At 54.9% G+C, this 15,444-nt stretch carries 13 protein-coding genes; 6 read left to right on the top strand and 7 right to left on the bottom strand.

What is annotated here, in order from left to right:
* Nucleotides 1-2: 2 nt before the first annotated feature.
* On the top strand, nt 3-4,247 hold the full coding sequence (locus FBR45_RS19490) for a PAS domain S-box protein (protein ID WP_138505409.1): 4,245 nt from the start codon (nt 3-5) through the stop codon (nt 4,245-4,247).
* A gap of 18 nt (nt 4,248-4,265) precedes the next feature.
* Here FBR45_RS19490 and FBR45_RS19485 read toward each other — a convergent pair whose 3' ends face one another.
* Nucleotides 4,266-4,652: a hypothetical protein gene (locus FBR45_RS19485; RefSeq protein WP_138505407.1), complete on the bottom strand. Its 387-nt coding sequence runs from the start codon at nt 4,650-4,652 to the stop codon at nt 4,266-4,268.
* Nucleotides 4,653-5,055: 403 nt separating this feature from the next.
* Between FBR45_RS19485 and FBR45_RS19480 the strand changes: the two genes are divergently transcribed.
* Together FBR45_RS19480 and FBR45_RS19475 are read left to right on the top strand one after the other, a co-directional pair.
* Nucleotides 5,056-5,289 (top strand): hypothetical protein, encoded by a 234-nt coding sequence (locus FBR45_RS19480; RefSeq protein ID WP_138505405.1) that lies wholly within the window; start codon nt 5,056-5,058, stop codon nt 5,287-5,289.
* Between the two features lie 112 nt (nt 5,290-5,401).
* Complete coding sequence (locus tag FBR45_RS19475; RefSeq protein ID WP_138505403.1) at nt 5,402-5,644, top strand: PIN domain-containing protein; 243 nt, start codon at nt 5,402-5,404, stop codon at nt 5,642-5,644.
* A 122-nt stretch (nt 5,645-5,766) separates the two neighbouring features.
* Here FBR45_RS19475 and FBR45_RS19470 read toward each other — a convergent pair whose 3' ends face one another.
* The 3 genes from FBR45_RS19470 to FBR45_RS19460 form a co-directional block, all read right to left on the bottom strand.
* Entirely contained in the window at nt 5,767-6,225 is a 459-nt protein-coding gene (locus FBR45_RS19470) for a hypothetical protein (protein ID WP_138505401.1), read from the bottom strand.
* Nucleotides 6,226-6,251: 26 nt separating this feature from the next.
* Nucleotides 6,252-6,758 (bottom strand): GNAT family N-acetyltransferase, encoded by a 507-nt coding sequence (locus FBR45_RS19465; RefSeq protein WP_138505399.1) that lies wholly within the window; start codon nt 6,756-6,758, stop codon nt 6,252-6,254.
* Nucleotides 6,759-6,833: 75 nt separating this feature from the next.
* Nucleotides 6,834-7,904, bottom strand: coding sequence for a glycosyltransferase family 4 protein (locus tag FBR45_RS19460; protein WP_171044921.1), 1,071 nt, complete (start codon nt 7,902-7,904; stop codon nt 6,834-6,836).
* A 259-nt stretch (nt 7,905-8,163) separates the two neighbouring features.
* Here FBR45_RS19460 and FBR45_RS19455 point away from each other — a divergent pair, with 259 nt between their 5' ends.
* Entirely contained in the window at nt 8,164-9,219 is a 1,056-nt protein-coding gene (locus tag FBR45_RS19455; protein ID WP_138505394.1) for a glycosyltransferase family 4 protein, read from the top strand.
* 75 nt (nt 9,220-9,294) lie between these two features.
* Nucleotides 9,295-11,133 carry an ABC transporter ATP-binding protein gene (locus FBR45_RS19450; RefSeq protein WP_138505390.1) on the top strand — a complete coding sequence of 613 codons (1,839 nt, stop codon included), beginning with the start codon at nt 9,295-9,297 and terminating at the stop codon, nt 11,131-11,133.
* A 53-nt stretch (nt 11,134-11,186) separates the two neighbouring features.
* Here the strand turns inward: FBR45_RS19450 and FBR45_RS19445 are convergent, their stop codons facing one another.
* The 3 genes from FBR45_RS19445 to FBR45_RS19435 are packed head-to-tail and all read right to left on the bottom strand — an operon-like array spanning nt 11,187 to nt 14,338.
* Nucleotides 11,187-12,446 (bottom strand): glycosyltransferase family 4 protein, encoded by a 1,260-nt coding sequence (locus tag FBR45_RS19445; protein WP_138505386.1) that lies wholly within the window; start codon nt 12,444-12,446, stop codon nt 11,187-11,189.
* A gap of 58 nt (nt 12,447-12,504) precedes the next feature.
* Nucleotides 12,505-13,155 (bottom strand): glycosyltransferase family 2 protein, encoded by a 651-nt coding sequence (locus tag FBR45_RS19440; protein WP_138505382.1) that lies wholly within the window; start codon nt 13,153-13,155, stop codon nt 12,505-12,507.
* A complete protein-coding gene (locus FBR45_RS19435) occupies nt 13,148-14,338 on the bottom strand; it encodes a glycosyltransferase family 2 protein (protein ID WP_138505379.1) in 1,191 nt (396 codons plus the stop codon). The genes FBR45_RS19440 and FBR45_RS19435 overlap by 8 nt, the downstream gene beginning before the upstream one ends.
* A gap of 299 nt (nt 14,339-14,637) precedes the next feature.
* On the opposite strand from FBR45_RS19435, the gene FBR45_RS19430 reads away from it, so the two are divergent.
* Complete coding sequence (locus FBR45_RS19430; RefSeq protein WP_138505377.1) at nt 14,638-15,351, top strand: ATP-binding protein; 714 nt, start codon at nt 14,638-14,640, stop codon at nt 15,349-15,351.
* The last annotated feature ends 93 nt before the right edge of the window (nt 15,352-15,444 follow it).

The following is a 15,444-nucleotide window of genomic DNA, read 5'->3' as shown; positions in this document are numbered from 1 at the left end:
TGATGTCAGTTGTTTCCCCTTCGTACGAGTCCGTTTTCATGGCGCTTTTTAATCGGCTAAAGAGTTTTTTTTTCAACAGGGAAGTCGCCCCTTCTGAAAGCACTAACCAACCCGGCCTGTGGGCAGATCTTCCGATCGGCGTACTGATCTGTGAGCCGGGCCCGACCTCTGTTGCCCCTACCCTGACCGTCACTTACTGGAACGACCGGGCGTCCTCGCTCGTTGGTGGCCTGCCTCAGCCGGTTCGTCCGCTGCCGCTGGCTGGCAATTCCTGCCTGCGCCACCTGGCCGACTCCATTCGGGCCGTACTGGCCACCGGAACGCCGATCACGATGGAACGGTACGACCCGGATGCCAATCGCTGGCTCGACTTCACGATTAGCCGCAACCAGCAGACCTGTTTGATTTATATCCAGAACAAAAGCCCGGAGAAATACAGAAACAACCTGCAGCGCCGGCTGGCACTCGAATCGATTATCTCCGACATCTCGGGCAGCCTGCTGACTGTGTCCCCCGACGGGCTAAATGCGTTCATCCATGAATCGCTGGCCAAAATAGGGTCGTATAACAACGCTGACCGGGTATATATCTTCGAATACGCCCCCGACAACCAGCGCATGTCCTGCACCCACGAGTGGTGCGCCGAAGGTATTGCTTCTCACCAGTCTGACCTGCAGGATATACCGACCCGCTCATACCCCTGGTGGCAGGAGAAAATGAGCAACCAGCAAACCATCCGGCTGACCTTGCTGGATGAACTACCGCCCGACGCGGCCAGGGAGAAAGCAACCCTGCTGGATTTTAACATCCAGTCGTTACTGGTTATGCCCCTGGTGGCAGACCATGGTCTGGTAGGTTTTGTTGGATTCGATGCCGTCCGGGAAGCCAGGCAGTGGGACACCAACGATGCCGATCTGCTGAAAACGTTTTCGGCGCTGGTCGTAACCGCCACCAGCCGGGCCAGCCGCGAACTACAGCTGCAGCGGGTCAACAAACGGCTCACCGGCTTGAGCCGCATCACCAAAGCGTTGCTGACCAGCAGTCTCCACGACGGACAGCCTGCCCTTACGGCGCTGCACCACCTGTACGAGATGATTCCCTGCGAAATTGGGATTGTATTCCGAATCGATGAAGACAGACAGTATGCGCATACTGAAAGCCGGTTCAGGCGCGGGCAGCGCGAAGACTGGCCAGGGGTGTCCATACCCGTACAATACCTGTATAACAACCTGCTGGCACAAGGGCAGGAGATCCTGGTGAATCAGCTACGACCCAGCAGCAGCGGCTTCCCGGCTGATTTCAACCCCTACGACTGGGGGCATCGTTCCTTTCTCTGCGTTCCCCTGCAGGCCCATGAGCAATATGTTGGCTTACTGGTTCTGTTAGACCCTACCCCTCAGTTCTTCACCTCCGAGCATGTCCTTATCGCCAGAGAAGTGGCCGGGCAACTCTCGGTGCTGCTCTTGCAGGAAGAAATCAACCAGCAGCTGACCACTCAGGCCACTACCCTGTTTAATAATCACCAGCTCCTGCAGGTGGTTGTCGACACAAGCCCCACGGGCCTGGCGCTCCTGGAGCCGGTCTGGGTCGCCGGCAGCCTCGTTGATTTTACGTACCTGCTGGCTAATCCGGTGGCGGCCCATATCACGGGCCAGACGCAGGAAGCCATGCCCGGACAGCGGCTGCTTGCCATGCTCCCGCATGTGCGCACCAACGGGCTTTTCGACTGTCTGGTCAGCGTGGCCACGACGGGCGGTCCCCAACGGATTCAGTTGCAGGACGATCTGTCGGTAGGCGAGTTCTGGGGCGATTACCTGCTGGCCCGGGTGGGAGGCAATGTGCTGTTGACGGTCAACGACATTACAAGCCTGAAAAGAACCAAAGCGCAGCTGCGGCAAACGAACGCAGAGCTGGAAACGCGCGTAGCTGAGCGGACCGGGCAGATTCAGCAGCTGTACGCCATTCAGCGGGCTATTTTCAAATACGCCGGACTGGCCATTGCCGCCACCGACACCGAGGGAATCATTCAGCTGGTCAATCCAGCGCTCGAAACCCTGACCGGTTACCGGTCCGACGAGCTGATTGGCAAGCTTACCCCCGGAGCACTACGCGCTCCGGGGGTTTTTCAGCAGCAGATCGACCAGCTCAGGCCCGAAGTAGCCGACCCTTCCATCACGGGCGAGAAGCTCATCAGAGCCTATCTGGAAAATCACGACTATCTGCGCCGGGAAAATACGCTGCTCACCAAAACCGGCCAGCTGATTCCGGTCATCTCTACCGTAACCGGCCTCTACAACGATGAGCAGGAGCTGATCGGCTACGTCGACACGGCTATCGACATTTCGTACCTGAAAACCATCGAGCAGGAGCTGGTACAGGCTAACCAGCGGAGTCAGCTGGCTACCCGCGCTGGCAAACTGGGCGTGTGGGAATGGAATCTGGATACCAACGAGCTGATTCTGGATGGCAGCTTCGCCAACCTCTTCGACATGCCCCGTGATAAGCCCATCCGCCACCTCGACGATGTGGCCCGCATGGTTCATCCGGATGATCTACCCTTCTTTAAGCAATATGTAGCCGACATTCAGCAAAGCAGAAAGCCGTTTAACGCCGAGTTCCGGCTCTTCTCGCCTACTCATCAGTCGGTTCACTATATGAAAGCCGATGGCCTGGTGCGTCAGGATGATCCCAACGGCACCAACCGCATGATCGGCGTCATTCGGGACCGGACCACGAAACGTCAGGCCGAACAGGCCATGCGGGACAGCGAGTACCGGTACCGGTCGCTGGTCGATCACCTCAAAGCCGTTGTTTTCCAGGCCGACTCAACGGGTTGCTGGCTGTTTCTGAATGCGGCCTGGGAAGAAGTGACCGGATTCACCGTCGAGGAAGCACTGGGGCATCGGTTCCTGGAGTACATTCTTCCCGACGACCAGGCCCATACCCTGGCGCTCTTTTCCCAGATCAGGGACTGCGACGCCGGGCATGTTAACCTGGTTGTACGGTATCGCCACAAAGAAGGCGGTTACCGATGGATCGATGTGTTTGCGCAGGCTACGCTCAACGAACAGGCTGAGATTACCGGCTTTACCGGAACCCTGACCGACATCACCGCCCGAAAGAAAGCAGAAGAAGCAATCATCGAAAGCGAACAGCGGTTCCGGGATATTGCCGAAAACGTAGACGAAATTTTCTGGATACGGGATCTGGAAGAGCCCCGGTTTACCTACATGAATGCCGCCTACGAACGATTTACGGGTCAGCCGGTTACGAACCTGTACCGAAACCCCCTAACGTTTTTAGACTTTATTATCGAAGAAGATCGCCCGAAAGTGCTGAGCTTTTTTATGCATACTGAACAGGAGCCATCGTTTGAGTTCCGGGCCAATCATCAGGACGGCAGTGTTCGTTATCTAAGCGTCCGCATTTTCACGGTAAAAGACGAGAACGGTGTCATTACGCGCCGGGTTGGTGTTGCTTCCGACATCACGTCAGCCCACGAAAAAGAATTGATTTTGCAGGATTCTCTCCAGCGGGAGCGGGCGCTGAATGCACTCAAATCGAGGTTTATATCAACAGCCTCCCACGAGTTCAGAACACCGCTGGCGGGCATCAGCTCCAGCCTTGAACTCGTAAAACACTATGTCAACAGCGGCTCGGCTTCTGTCGACATCAGCTCTATCAACCGGCATCTCGACACGATTCACAAGAAAATATTTTCGCTCAACGATTTGATTTCCGACACCCTTACCGTCAGCAAACTAGACGAGGGCAAGGTAATTATTGACATTGAGCCGGTTGATTTATTTGACCTTTGTGCGCAAACAATTAAACTGCATTTCAGCGACAGAGGGGATAAACGCTTCGTTGAACTGATCGTTATTGGCGAGGTTGTACCGGTCGAAACCGACAGGAAACTGGTAGCGCATGTGCTCGTAAATCTGTTGTCCAATGCCTTCAAATTTTCGACCGGCAACCCGACACTGACCATCCGGTTTAAAGACAATATGGTCACGCTAAAAGTTAGCGACAAAGGCATCGGGATTCCCAAGAAAGACATACCGAATCTGTTCGGGAAATTTTTCAGAGCCAGTAACGCCATCACCTTTCAGGGAACGGGTCTTGGGTTGGCCATCTGCCACGAATACATCACCCTCCTCAACGGACAAATCGATCTGGACACTACCGAGGGCGTCGGCACCACCTTCCGAATTACGCTCCCGAAAGCCTACCGCGTCATCTCCTGAACAACGGCGGCTGCTGCGCTACATCCCGTCGGCAGAAAACCGATTGATTCGTTCGTTGTACACATCGAGCAGGCTGTCGTCGACCTCGCCCGCCTGTTGCAGGTCGAGCCGTAGGAAGTCGGCCCGATCGACCCCGCTGAGCATACCCTCAAACTTCAGCTCCTGCTCGACCCAGGCCGATGTTTTGTTGAGCGCCACGGCCTGCTTCAGCACCGCCATAACGATGGCAGTGGTCTGCTCAAGGCTCTGGGTGGTCAGCAGCAACGTACGGAGGGTGTTCATGTAATCCTGATAGACCAGCCCTTCGGCAGGACGGTCGGCACTGACCCATCGATAAGCCAGGGTCTGAATCAGTTCTTTGTAGGGTGATGAGTCAAGTGACTCAGGCCGTATGCGTGAGTTCATGAACCAAACATACGAGGTATACCTCTGTTTTCGGTAGTTTATCCCCTCGTTTAGCCACAATGGTCCCCCCTCACAATCGCCCCCATCCAGCAGCCATCGCCCAATCGGCTGGATAACGTCGTTGGTTACGCTTATTTGCCCATCCAGACCTTAGAATCGCATTTGACTCGTGCTGTAAGCTCATGCCGAATGAGCGCTTGTCCCGAACAGCAAAGCCCTGATTGGGCTGAGTCGGGTCGTTGACCTGACTCAGCCAACTTACACCGGCCAATTTAGTTCGGTAATCCAGGTCATTGTGGTGGGTATGAAACACAGACAAAGTCCCGACTCAGCGACGATATGATCAGATAGGTTTTACCAGCCCGTGTGCTTATTTTTACAATTACACTGGATATACCTAACTATGAATGTACAGTATTTATCCGACGCCCAGGGCCGACACACGGCCATTGTGATTCCCATTGAGGAGTGGCATAACATTACGGCAAAGCATCAGGATTTGAAAACACTGGAGATAGCGAATCCAAACCGAACCAAACCGTCGGCTTTTCGAGGGGCTATTTCTAAAGAAACGGCCGATGAATTGCTCCGCCATACTGAGCAAGCAAGAACGCAATGGGAAAGCAATATATCTTAGATACCAATGCTATTATTGACTATGTAGGAGACAAGCTACCGGAGTCAGCCGCTTTGGCGATGGATGAGCTTATGACGACAGCCTGACACTATCCATCATTGCTAAGATCGAAGTGTTAGGATTTAGTGGCGACCCCGACGAGATGCAGAAACTGAGCGACTTTTTGTCTCTGGCAACCATCTTTTACGTCGACGATATTATTGCCAACACAACCATTGAATTGCGAAAAACCTATAAAAAGCTAACCCTGATTGCCGCTACTGCTCTGGTATATGGTTTCATTCTCATTTCCCGCAACACCAGAGACTTTCAGACTATTGTAGGGCTGACGTGTATCAATCCGCATGACCTGTGAACAAACACTTGGCTATGCTGATTGTCGCTCTCCAGTTAGCACACCAACTTCACTCGACCACCCTACCCATCTCGTGAAGCACCGTATCGCTTATACCTGCTCTGGCTTAGCGGCCGGCGAGCTTACCGGAGCCGTTCGTAGTGGTAGCGGACGGTATCGAAAACGGCGGCATATCCTTTTATGAACGGTGTCACCTGGATGTTGTGTACCCCCTGCGGAACGCCGTTCTGATAAGTTTGTCTTAGAAAGTACCGCAGCATCTGCCCGTTGCCGTAATAGAGATCCACAGTATAGGCATTCTCGTTTGTGACCCGGCGAGTTTCAAAAAGACGTAGCTGCTCAACACCACCCTGGCTGATGGACAGGAAATTGCGCCGGCTATCGTTGCCCACTTCGAGCACTTGTCCGCCCAGACTGCCGAAGGCGGTCGTATTCGTTCGGGTAACCTTTTTGGTGAGCAGCCACTGGCCGGTCAGGTAGGTTCCGATGCCACCGGGGGGCACGGGATTTTTCTGACAACCCGGGTGCAGCCCGATAGCCAGCCCGACCAGGGCGGGGCTGATTACTCGTTGAGCGTTCATGGATGAAGCTTGATAAAAGCAGTTCGTTAGCTGAGACCATAGAGCCTGGAGGGTTCGGTTTGGCCGGGCAGTGTGCGGGTCGCTTCGTAGCGAAACCCCAATCGACTGAGCAGGTTAATCGAAGGCTGGTTGTGGGGCGCCGTAATGGCTACGATCCGGGCTAGTTTTAGCGTCGTGCGGGCATAGGCAATAACGGCAGATGCCGCTTCAAAACCGTATCCCTGTCGGGTAAACGGCGGCAGATACGCAAACCCGATATCTACGTCGTCCAGGGTTTCCCGCTTTAGCAGGCCACACAGGCCGATGGGTTGCTGGTTTTCTTTCAGCCGAACCAGATACAGCCCGAAACCCAGCCGCCGATAACTGGCCACCGGACCGTTCTGAATATACGCTTCGGCATCAGCAACCGTTCTAACGCCCCGGTCACCGATGAATTCCAGCCAGGCAGGCGTGTTGAGGAGTTCAACGATAAAGGGCGCGTCGTCTGTCGACAGCGCACACAGGTTCAACCGATCCGTTTCCAGTATACACATAGTACGTGATACCAAGGTAGCCATTACGCGATTTATATGGATCGGCTCGGGCAAAATTTAACACTATCCGGCTTTTCAGTTCATCAGCGACTGATACACGGCTACGTACTGGCGGGCGCTTGCCTGCCAGGTAAATCGTTCGGCATGCCGGACAATGGCGTCGGCCATCGGCGTGTGGGTGTAGGTATGCATGCCCTGTTCAAATACCGACTGCACCACCGCGGCCTCAAAGCTGGGAAAATAGAAAGCCGCTTCCCCGCCAATCTCGGGCAGCGAGGTGGCCGTTGACAGAAACACCGGCTTCCCGAACCGCATGGCCTCGATAACGGGCAACCCAAATCCTTCGGCCCGTGAGGGGTGCAGAAACGCCTGGCAGTGCCTCAGGTACCAGGCTTTATCGGCCTCGGAGACCGTTCCCGGCAGGTGCAGCCGATCGCTGACCCCCAGGTTTTGGGCCAGCTGCCGCATCTGATCGACATAAGCCGAATCGTCATGATGACCAACCAGTAGCAACTCCAGCTCCGGGTTCGACTGGAGCAAAGGCAGCAGAACATGGTAGTTTTTTTTCCGATTCTGGTAGCCGATGCCGAGCAGAAACGCGCGGGCAGGCCGGTACGCAGCGGGCGCCTGTACCGGCTCCGTTACCGGGTCAACACCGTTATAGATCACGTGAACAGGCTTGTTACCAACATCGCAGTGGGTCAGCACGTCGCTCCGGGTAAATTCAGAAATGCAGACAATAGCATCGCTGCGGTCAATCAGCGCCTGCGTATGCGCCAGGCTTTTCTGCTGTACGGCCTCGGGCCTGCCCTCGTGGAGTACGTTCAGGTCATGGATGGTCAGCAGCACCCTGATAGCCGGATAACGCGTTTTACCGGGCAAAATCCGTCCGGACTGAAACGGAGCGTGCCACACCCGACAATCTTTCAGAAACGGCTGAACCAGCCTGTGCCATCGTTGCTCAATGAGGTGATACGGTTTGGAACTGAGTTCAAGTTTTCGGCGGGGCGGCAGGTACATGTACAGAGATGGCGAGCCATCAACAGCCGACAACTGATTAACATGATCGCCAAGGTGCTGGCAGTACTGATACAACCCGGAATGAGAATACTTCATCAGGTCGCAATCCAATATAATTCGAGACATACGGTCGATCTGCGGGGATGCAGGGTGCTTACAATCAGATTTTCGTAAAAAATGCAACATTATGGAGGTTAGGCCGCTATTCTAGTGCGGTCTTTTTTCCTTCGGCTGTCTTCCAACCCTTCTACCAGCTTTAAGACTCATCACTTCTGAACGATGCGTCATGCTTGATGAACTGCTATAGGTACGCGTTTATTTTTCGCCTTGACGCCCGTTCCAAACTTTTCTGTTCAGCTTATCAACGTTGAAAAGCGATTCCGTTATGAACCAAATCATCTTCGACTGCGAGCGAATGAAGTACATCAATACCGGACTGTACTACTTTTGTCTCAATCTGGGGAAGGCCCTTTTGCAAAACAGCCGCCGTGAAAAAATAGCCGTCTTCATTCCCAATCGGGTAGCTGCCAGCTTTGGCCCGTCGGTACCCATTCTGCCCCAGCAATCGTTGCAGAAGTTCTTCATGCCATCGGTCAGCCAGTATCAGTTATGGCACTGCACCTATCAGAACTCGAATTACCTGCCACGCCGGAACCGGAAGATAAAAGTACTGCTGACTATCCACGACCTGAATTTTCTCTACGAAGACAAGTCGGCCAGCAAAAAAGCCCGCTGCCTCAGTCATCTGCAGGAAAACATCAACCGGAGCGACGCCATTGTCTGCATCTCCGAATTCACGCGCAACGACGTGCTGACCCACTGCAACGTCGGCAACCGGGCTGTACACGTGATCTACAACGGCACCAATGGCCTGACCAAGCCGGTTCTGGAAGAAAAGTCGTACCGCCCCGCCGTTCCGTTTCTGTTTAACATCGGCGCCATTGCCCGCAAAAAAAACCAGCATCAGATTTTACCCCTGCTGCAAAGCAATCCGTCCATGGAGCTGGTATTGGCGGGTCGGCACGAGGATAAGTCGTACGCGCATTACATCCGGCAGCAGGCGTCTGAACTAAACGTCGACGACCGTACACACCTAATCAACGAGGTAACGGAAGGCGAGAAGTCCTGGTATTATCATAATTGCCAGGCGCTGGTGATGCCGTCGCTGGCCGAAGGATTTGGCTTGCCCATTACCGAAGCGATGTCCGTAGGCAAGCCCGTTTTTCTGTCCAAACACACAGCCATGACCGAAATTGGCAAAGATCTGGCGTTCTACTTTCAGGATTTCAACAACATGCACGATGATTTTCAGTCCGGTATGCTGCACTACCGAAAGGCCGGCAGCCGCATCCAGGAAGCAATGAAAGCCTACAGCGCTACGTTCAATTGGGAAGACGCGGCCCGGAAGTATCTGGACGTTTACCGCTCTCTGCTCGGATAAAATAAACCCTGCGATCCAGCCAGTCCTCTCCATGCTTTGGCAGCATGGAGGTAGTTAACCCGTTACGATCAACGAATGAAAGTGTATAAACGGCTGATGGCTTATGCCAGGCCTTATGGAAAATTTATCATCCCCTTCTTCTTCTTCACCATCATCAGTGTGTTTTTCAACGTCTTTCAGTTTGCGTTGATTATCCCGCTGCTTAATTTCCTGTTCGACCCGATCAACACCGCCGATGCGGCCAAGTACGCGTCGATGCCGGACTTTCACCTATCGGGCAATTACTTCAAGGATATTTTTTACCACCTGATTTATCAGTTCAAGACCACGAATCCGGTCCACGCGCTTTATTTCCTGGCAGGAATGATCGTCGTAGCCGTGGTCATGACCAACTTTTTCCGGTTTCTGGCCCAACAGTGTCTGCTGGGCGCCCGAACCCTGCTGGTCAAACGCCTGCGCGAAGCGTTGTTCGAGAAAATCAATCACCTGCACCTGGGTTACTTCACCAAAGAGCACAAAGGCGATCTGTTGTCGCGGCTCAACGGCGATGTCTACGCTATTGAAAGCGTAGCTGCCAGTTCGATCGAGGTCGTTTTCAAGGAGCCGTACATGCTGATCGGCTATTTTGTGGCTCTGTTCATGATTTCGGCCAAGCTGATGCTGTTCACGCTCGTTATCATTCCGGTGTCGGCGGTCGGGATAGCGGCCGTTACCAAACGACTCAAGAAAGAAGCGCAGGACGTTCAGTCGTCGATGGGCCGGATGCTTACGCTGATGGACGAAACGCTGATGGGCATGCGCATCATCCGCTCCTTCAACGCGACGCCGTTCATTCTCCGGCGGTTCAGTGTCGAAAATGATTTCTACCGGAAAGCCAGTCTGGAAGGGTTCAAACGTCGGGAGCTGGCGCCGGCTTTTTCTGAAGCGTCGGGCGTGTTTGTCGTAGCCTGCATCCTGGTATACGGAGGCAGTCTGGTGCTCAACAGCACGAGTAACCTGCAGGCCAGCTCATTCATTGCGTTCATCGCTATTTTCTCGCAGATCATTCGGCCCGCCAAAGCCATCGTCGTTGCCCTGACGAACATTCAGCAGGGACAGGCAGCCGGCGAGCGCATCCTGGAACTGCTCGACAAACCAATCGAGATTGAAGACAAACCGAACGCCCTGACCCTCGATCAGTTCCGGCACGACGTTGTCTTCGAGAATGTCAGCTTTCAGTATGGCGACAAGCCCGTGCTGAAAAACATCAGCTTCCGGATGGAGAAAGGTCGTAAAATCGCGCTTGTAGGGCCGTCGGGCGTGGGCAAATCGACCATCGCGGACCTGATTCCCCGCTTCTACGAACCCACCCAGGGCAGCGTTACTATCGATGGCGTAGAAGTCAGCGACTACACCATGGACTCGCTGCGTCGGCAGATGAGCTTCGTAACTCAGGAGATTATCCTCTTCAATGATTCGATCTTCAATAACATTGCCCTCGGCCAGCCCGACGCCCGCCTGGAAGATGTTATTGCCGCGGCCAAAGTGGCTAACGCCCACGCCTTCATCATGGAAACCGAAGACGGTTACAACACCAACATCGGAGACCGGGGGGTTCGGCTGAGCGGGGGGCAGCGCCAGCGGCTCAGTATTGCCCGGGCGGTGTTCAAAAAACCGTCTATCCTCATCCTGGACGAAGCTACCTCAGCCCTGGATGTTGAGTCGGAAAAATCGGTTCAGGAAGCGCTGGACAACCTCATGGAAGGCCGCACTACGCTGGTCATTGCCCACCGGCTCAGCACGATCCGGGAAGCCGACGAAATTCTGATTATGGAAGACGGCGAGATCGTAGAACGCGGCAACCACTACGACCTGATCAGCCGCACCGACAGTGTCTATAAACGCCTGAATACCCTGCAGGAGGTGCTCCAGTAGCAGCGTTACAGCTACCGCCCCAACCGCCTGTTGCGTCTCCGAATTCAGTAGGTTCAGCTGGCCACGTAATTGACAGCCTCGTCAAACGTGGCCAGTACGTTTTTCCAGGTGTAATACTGGTGAACATAGGCCCGCCCATTGCTGGCCATCTCTGCCGTATCCTGCGTCAGGAGCTGATCAACCGCCTGCTCGAACTCTTCGTAGCTACGGAACAACAGGCCCGCCTGGCTACCGACTATATGATCACGCAGTACGGCGCATTCGGCCGTGGCAATGACAGGGATACCGACGGCAAAACTTTCCAGGGTTACCATCGACAGACTTTCGTAGGGCGACGGCATCACGAGGGCTTTGGCGTTTTGGAGCAATGTTGCTTTGGTCGGTTCATCAACGAAGCCAACGGGTTGTATGTCGGGGTGATCCGGTATAGGCATGAACGCCTGCCCAACCAGCACGAGCTTCAGGGGGGATGGGTGGGCTTCTTTATACTGTTTGAAATACGCAAACATCGTATCGCACCCTTTTGCCGTGTCGATTCGCCCAATATACAGCAGGTAATCGACACCGTCATTAGCCGCTGATGAGCCTGGTTCGCCGAGGTTGAGTATCTGGCTTACCGGCTTGTCCGACAGGGCGCGGGCGGGTTCGATCCCCACCCCTACCACATCATTCCGGATCGACTCGTTCCGGAACAGCTGATGCACGAAGCTGCGCTCGGCGGGCGTCAAAAACAGGATGGCGCGGGGTTTCTGAAAGAGCGGCCCAAACACCGGCAGGTAAATTGGCACCTCATCGTGGGCCGTGGGAATAAAAATAGACTTCCGGGGGGCAACGTTCAGCCCGGCAATGGTGGGGTAATACAGGTAGGTGATGAAGATCAGCGCGTCATACTGCGGGTGGTTGCGCTTCAGGTAATCGATCAGGTCGGGCGTATAAGGCCCCTGGTATTCGGCCCACAGGCGGCTGTATCGGCGGATGCTCTTACCCACCAGCGCCCGGGCCCACATCCGGAGCCGGGCCAGCCCCTGCCACTCCTCCGGTCTCGACCATTTTTTGAGTTTGTGTTCTGCCCGGGCGGCCTGCTTAACCAGCCGTTCGTGTTGGGTAGCAAACCGGTGTACCCGTACTCCATTGATCATCACCGTCTCGGCGGGGTACCAGTTGGCCCAGGTGACATACTCCAGCGCACAGCTTGTGAGCACATCCACTTCATAAGTAGTTGCCAGTCGCTCGGCCATGATCCGGCAGTAGTACTCGGCTCCTCCGTTGACCTCCACGCCGTAACGCTGCACAACAAACGCTATTTTTTTCATATGACAAAGCTAAACGATAACGCCCGGCTACCGCCAGAGTTTATGCGTTAATCCCGGCTCATCCGAGCGACTGGTAAAAGTCATTCTGTTTTTTCTGCCGATCGATGTCTTTCCGGTGTAGCAGACAGTATGCATCGGTGTCGGCGGGCAGAAAATGGCAGTGCTGGTACCCGGCGAGTTCTTCATGTACTTTATTTTTCCACCGTATTGTCTGGTTCAGCCGGAAGATCCGCAGCTGGTAATCGGGGTAGTTGATCCGCCCCTGTTCATCCACCTGCCACCGCCAGGCCGCTATCCACTCGGGCGTCAGCCCTTTAACCAGGTTGATCCGGGGCACAGCCAGACAGTCGGCCTGCGGATGCTTTCGCAGTATGCCTTTCAGCGAACGAAGCAGGGTTTTACCGGGCAGTTCATCCGCATCGATCTGAAACAGATAATCGCCCGACGCCATCGAAATCAGGGTATTCTTAAAGGTCGCGAAGTCCCCGCCGAGCCGCGCGGTCTGGACATTGATCTGGTCGCGGTAACGGTCGAGTACGTCCGTAACCCACGGGTCAGGCTCGGTAGTGTCCTGCAACACGAGGATTTGATCGTGCGCATCTTTATGAACCAGCAAAAACAGAATCAGCCGTTCCAGCTCCACCGCTTCGTTGCAGACGGTAATGCCGTAAGACAGCCGGATTCGTCGGGCCAGTAACCGATCAAGCATAGGTGAGTTTTTTGTAAATCAGGGCGGACTCGGATGTTGTCGGGTCAATAATCCGGATGCGATACCCGTGCCAGGTAGTGACCGGAACCAGCCGTCGCCAGAAACGTTTCAACGGCGACACCTGCTCGTTGAGCCGGGCGTAGATCATGTCCGGCAAGTGGGCGATCTGTTCCAGCTGGGCTGGGTCCGCTTTACGGGCATCCAGCGTAACCAGAATACCGTTGGTCCGGACGGCCGACAGTTTTTTTAGTTTCTTCGCCAGGTCGATACGGGTCAGGGGTTGCTCGTCCCGGATGTACGGTTCCGGATCAAGATCGGTATAGATCGTCTGCGCCCAGGGTTCCAGTTCCCGAAGCACCGCCAGATTGCCACCGGTCAGAATTAGGCCAATATCGTACCGGCACCGGCTGACCGACGTATTGCCAAACCCCCATTTCCGAACAAAATTCCGGTTCGACTGCCGCTCAATCTGCCGGGTCCGGTGAATATACTCTGCCGAAAACCGGGAGGTCTTGCTCACAAAGTGGTAACACAGCGCATTCGGGGCGATGATCATCTCGACACCGCTCAGCCCGAGTCGCAGCAGCAGGTCGTCATCTTCGCAGAACATGGGGTCGAAAAGGGGGTCTAATCCGCCCATGTCCAGCAGCAGCTTCCGCGACGCAGCCAGAAAGAAAACACCCCGACGGGTAGGAACGGCCGTTTGACCGGCCTCCCGATTCCGTTGTTGCTCATCCCGCACAAACTGAAAAAAGACGACTGGTTGAAACGTAACCAGGTCGGCCCCAAAATCCTGAACCAGTTTACCGGGCCGGGGATCGTCCGCAAAGACGGGCGGCTCGACGGTTGTGTAAAAGATCACCCGCCGGTCGGTTTGCAGCAGCGCCAGCTCTTCTACAAAGCCCGGCGCCAGCACCATGTCGTTGTGGGCGAAGATCACGTAGGCCGACGTGGCCAGTTCGATGCCTTTGTTATACGTATCAGAAAGCGTGCGTTCCCGCTCTTCGTAATAATACCGAACGTTTTCATCCTGCAGGGAATCGAGCCACTGGTGCGTGCCGTCGGTACTGTTGAAGCTGACGAAGACAAGCTCCAGGGTTGGATAAAGCAGGCGGGTCTGGGCATAAAAAAACTGTGTATATGCTAGGTTATTCTTTAAGCCTGCCAATAAAGAAAAAGTCATAGGCCTGTCACGATTCCCGTAAGCCCCCTACGCCAGTGGCGGTCTGAGCGGCCAGCCGGTTATCTTGTCAACGCCCGGCGCGCTGGCTTAGTATCCGCGAAGACCCAATACTGTCAGCTCAGCTGTTGCCGTGATTCAGGTCAGCTTGGTCCGAATGAATCCAGTACCAGCCTGCGTTTAATCCGTCAGGGCCTTTACAGCGTAGCGTTGGTAGCGCCCATGCCGACCGCGACCGGTTACGGGGTCTGATCGAAGCCAGCACCCCGCGCCCGACGCGCTGGGCGCGGCTGCGCCGGGCCTTGCGGTCGACGCTGTTTCCAGCCACACAGACCCGAATCAATCTGCCCGCTGTACTGATTCCTGATCTGGTGGGCCGCGACGAGGAGGCCAGACGCATCCAGCGACTGATTGGCAATAAGGTGTCTGTTATTCTCGTCGGCCCTACCGGAATCGGAAAAAGCTTTTTGCTGGAGTCGCTGCACTACCCGGGTAAGGTGCTGGAGATCGACAATGTGTCGGAGTTCAGGAAGTCGATAGCCAGCGCCCTGGTACACCTCCTCGGCAGCAGGGAAGCCGTAGCCGACTTGCTGTACAAAACGACCGATGCCGACGCGGTTTGGGCCAGGGTGAGTAAGAAGTCGTTACCCAGCCTGTGCAGGCTGGGTAACGACTGTTGCGACCGGAAAGAGTACGTGCTGCTGATCAATAATATCGACCGTATAACGCCGACAGTCGTCAAGGTGCTGGGGGAGCTGAAAGATCACTTTGCCTGGTCATTCGAGAAGGTCGAGCTGAAGCCGCTGAGTCGACCCGATGCGCTGAAGATGATCTACCGCCTGATCAGCGATGTGTCGGTGATCGATCTGGACGCGGTGATGACCAAGCTGTACGAAACATCAGATGGCAACCCGCGCAAGATCCGCGAACTGTGTGAGCGACTGCGCCGGGAACCGTTCATTAATCTGGATACGGCGGTGGATGGACTTGCAACAAAACACTGGACAAACTTTTAAGCAACTTGTTGGCACTGCCCACTGTAATAGTCAAAAGGGGAAAGATAGCCTAGCGCCGAATGCCTGCGTTGCCGGTTATACCAAATCTCTATA

Source organism: Spirosoma lacussanchae (assembly GCF_005870035.1).
In the GTDB taxonomy this organism is placed as follows: domain Bacteria; phylum Bacteroidota; class Bacteroidia; order Cytophagales; family Spirosomataceae; genus Spirosoma; species Spirosoma lacussanchae.
The sequence above is the reverse complement of the archived record's forward strand: the minus strand, read 5'-3'. Positions and strand labels throughout refer to the sequence as shown.

What these genes read in the sequence shown, in the direction of transcription:
- FBR45_RS19490 (WP_138505409.1), top strand. Translation starts at nt 3, where the DNA reads ATGTCAGTTGTTTCCCCTTCGTACGAGTCCGTTTTCATGGCGCTTTTT.
- FBR45_RS19485 (WP_138505407.1), bottom strand. Translation starts at nt 4,652, where the DNA reads ATGAACTCACGCATACGGCCTGAGTCACTTGACTCATCACCCTACAAA.
- FBR45_RS19480 (WP_138505405.1), top strand. Translation starts at nt 5,056, where the DNA reads ATGAATGTACAGTATTTATCCGACGCCCAGGGCCGACACACGGCCATT.
- FBR45_RS19470 (WP_138505401.1), bottom strand. Translation starts at nt 6,225, where the DNA reads ATGAACGCTCAACGAGTAATCAGCCCCGCCCTGGTCGGGCTGGCTATC.
- FBR45_RS19465 (WP_138505399.1), bottom strand. Translation starts at nt 6,758, where the DNA reads ATGTGTATACTGGAAACGGATCGGTTGAACCTGTGTGCGCTGTCGACA.
- FBR45_RS19460 (WP_171044921.1), bottom strand. Translation starts at nt 7,904, where the DNA reads ATGTCTCGAATTATATTGGATTGCGACCTGATGAAGTATTCTCATTCC.
- FBR45_RS19455 (WP_138505394.1), top strand. Translation starts at nt 8,164, where the DNA reads ATGAACCAAATCATCTTCGACTGCGAGCGAATGAAGTACATCAATACC.
- FBR45_RS19450 (WP_138505390.1), top strand. Translation starts at nt 9,295, where the DNA reads ATGAAAGTGTATAAACGGCTGATGGCTTATGCCAGGCCTTATGGAAAA.
- FBR45_RS19445 (WP_138505386.1), bottom strand. Translation starts at nt 12,446, where the DNA reads ATGAAAAAAATAGCGTTTGTTGTGCAGCGTTACGGCGTGGAGGTCAAC.
- FBR45_RS19440 (WP_138505382.1), bottom strand. Translation starts at nt 13,155, where the DNA reads ATGCTTGATCGGTTACTGGCCCGACGAATCCGGCTGTCTTACGGCATT.
- FBR45_RS19435 (WP_138505379.1), bottom strand. Translation starts at nt 14,338, where the DNA reads ATGACTTTTTCTTTATTGGCAGGCTTAAAGAATAACCTAGCATATACA.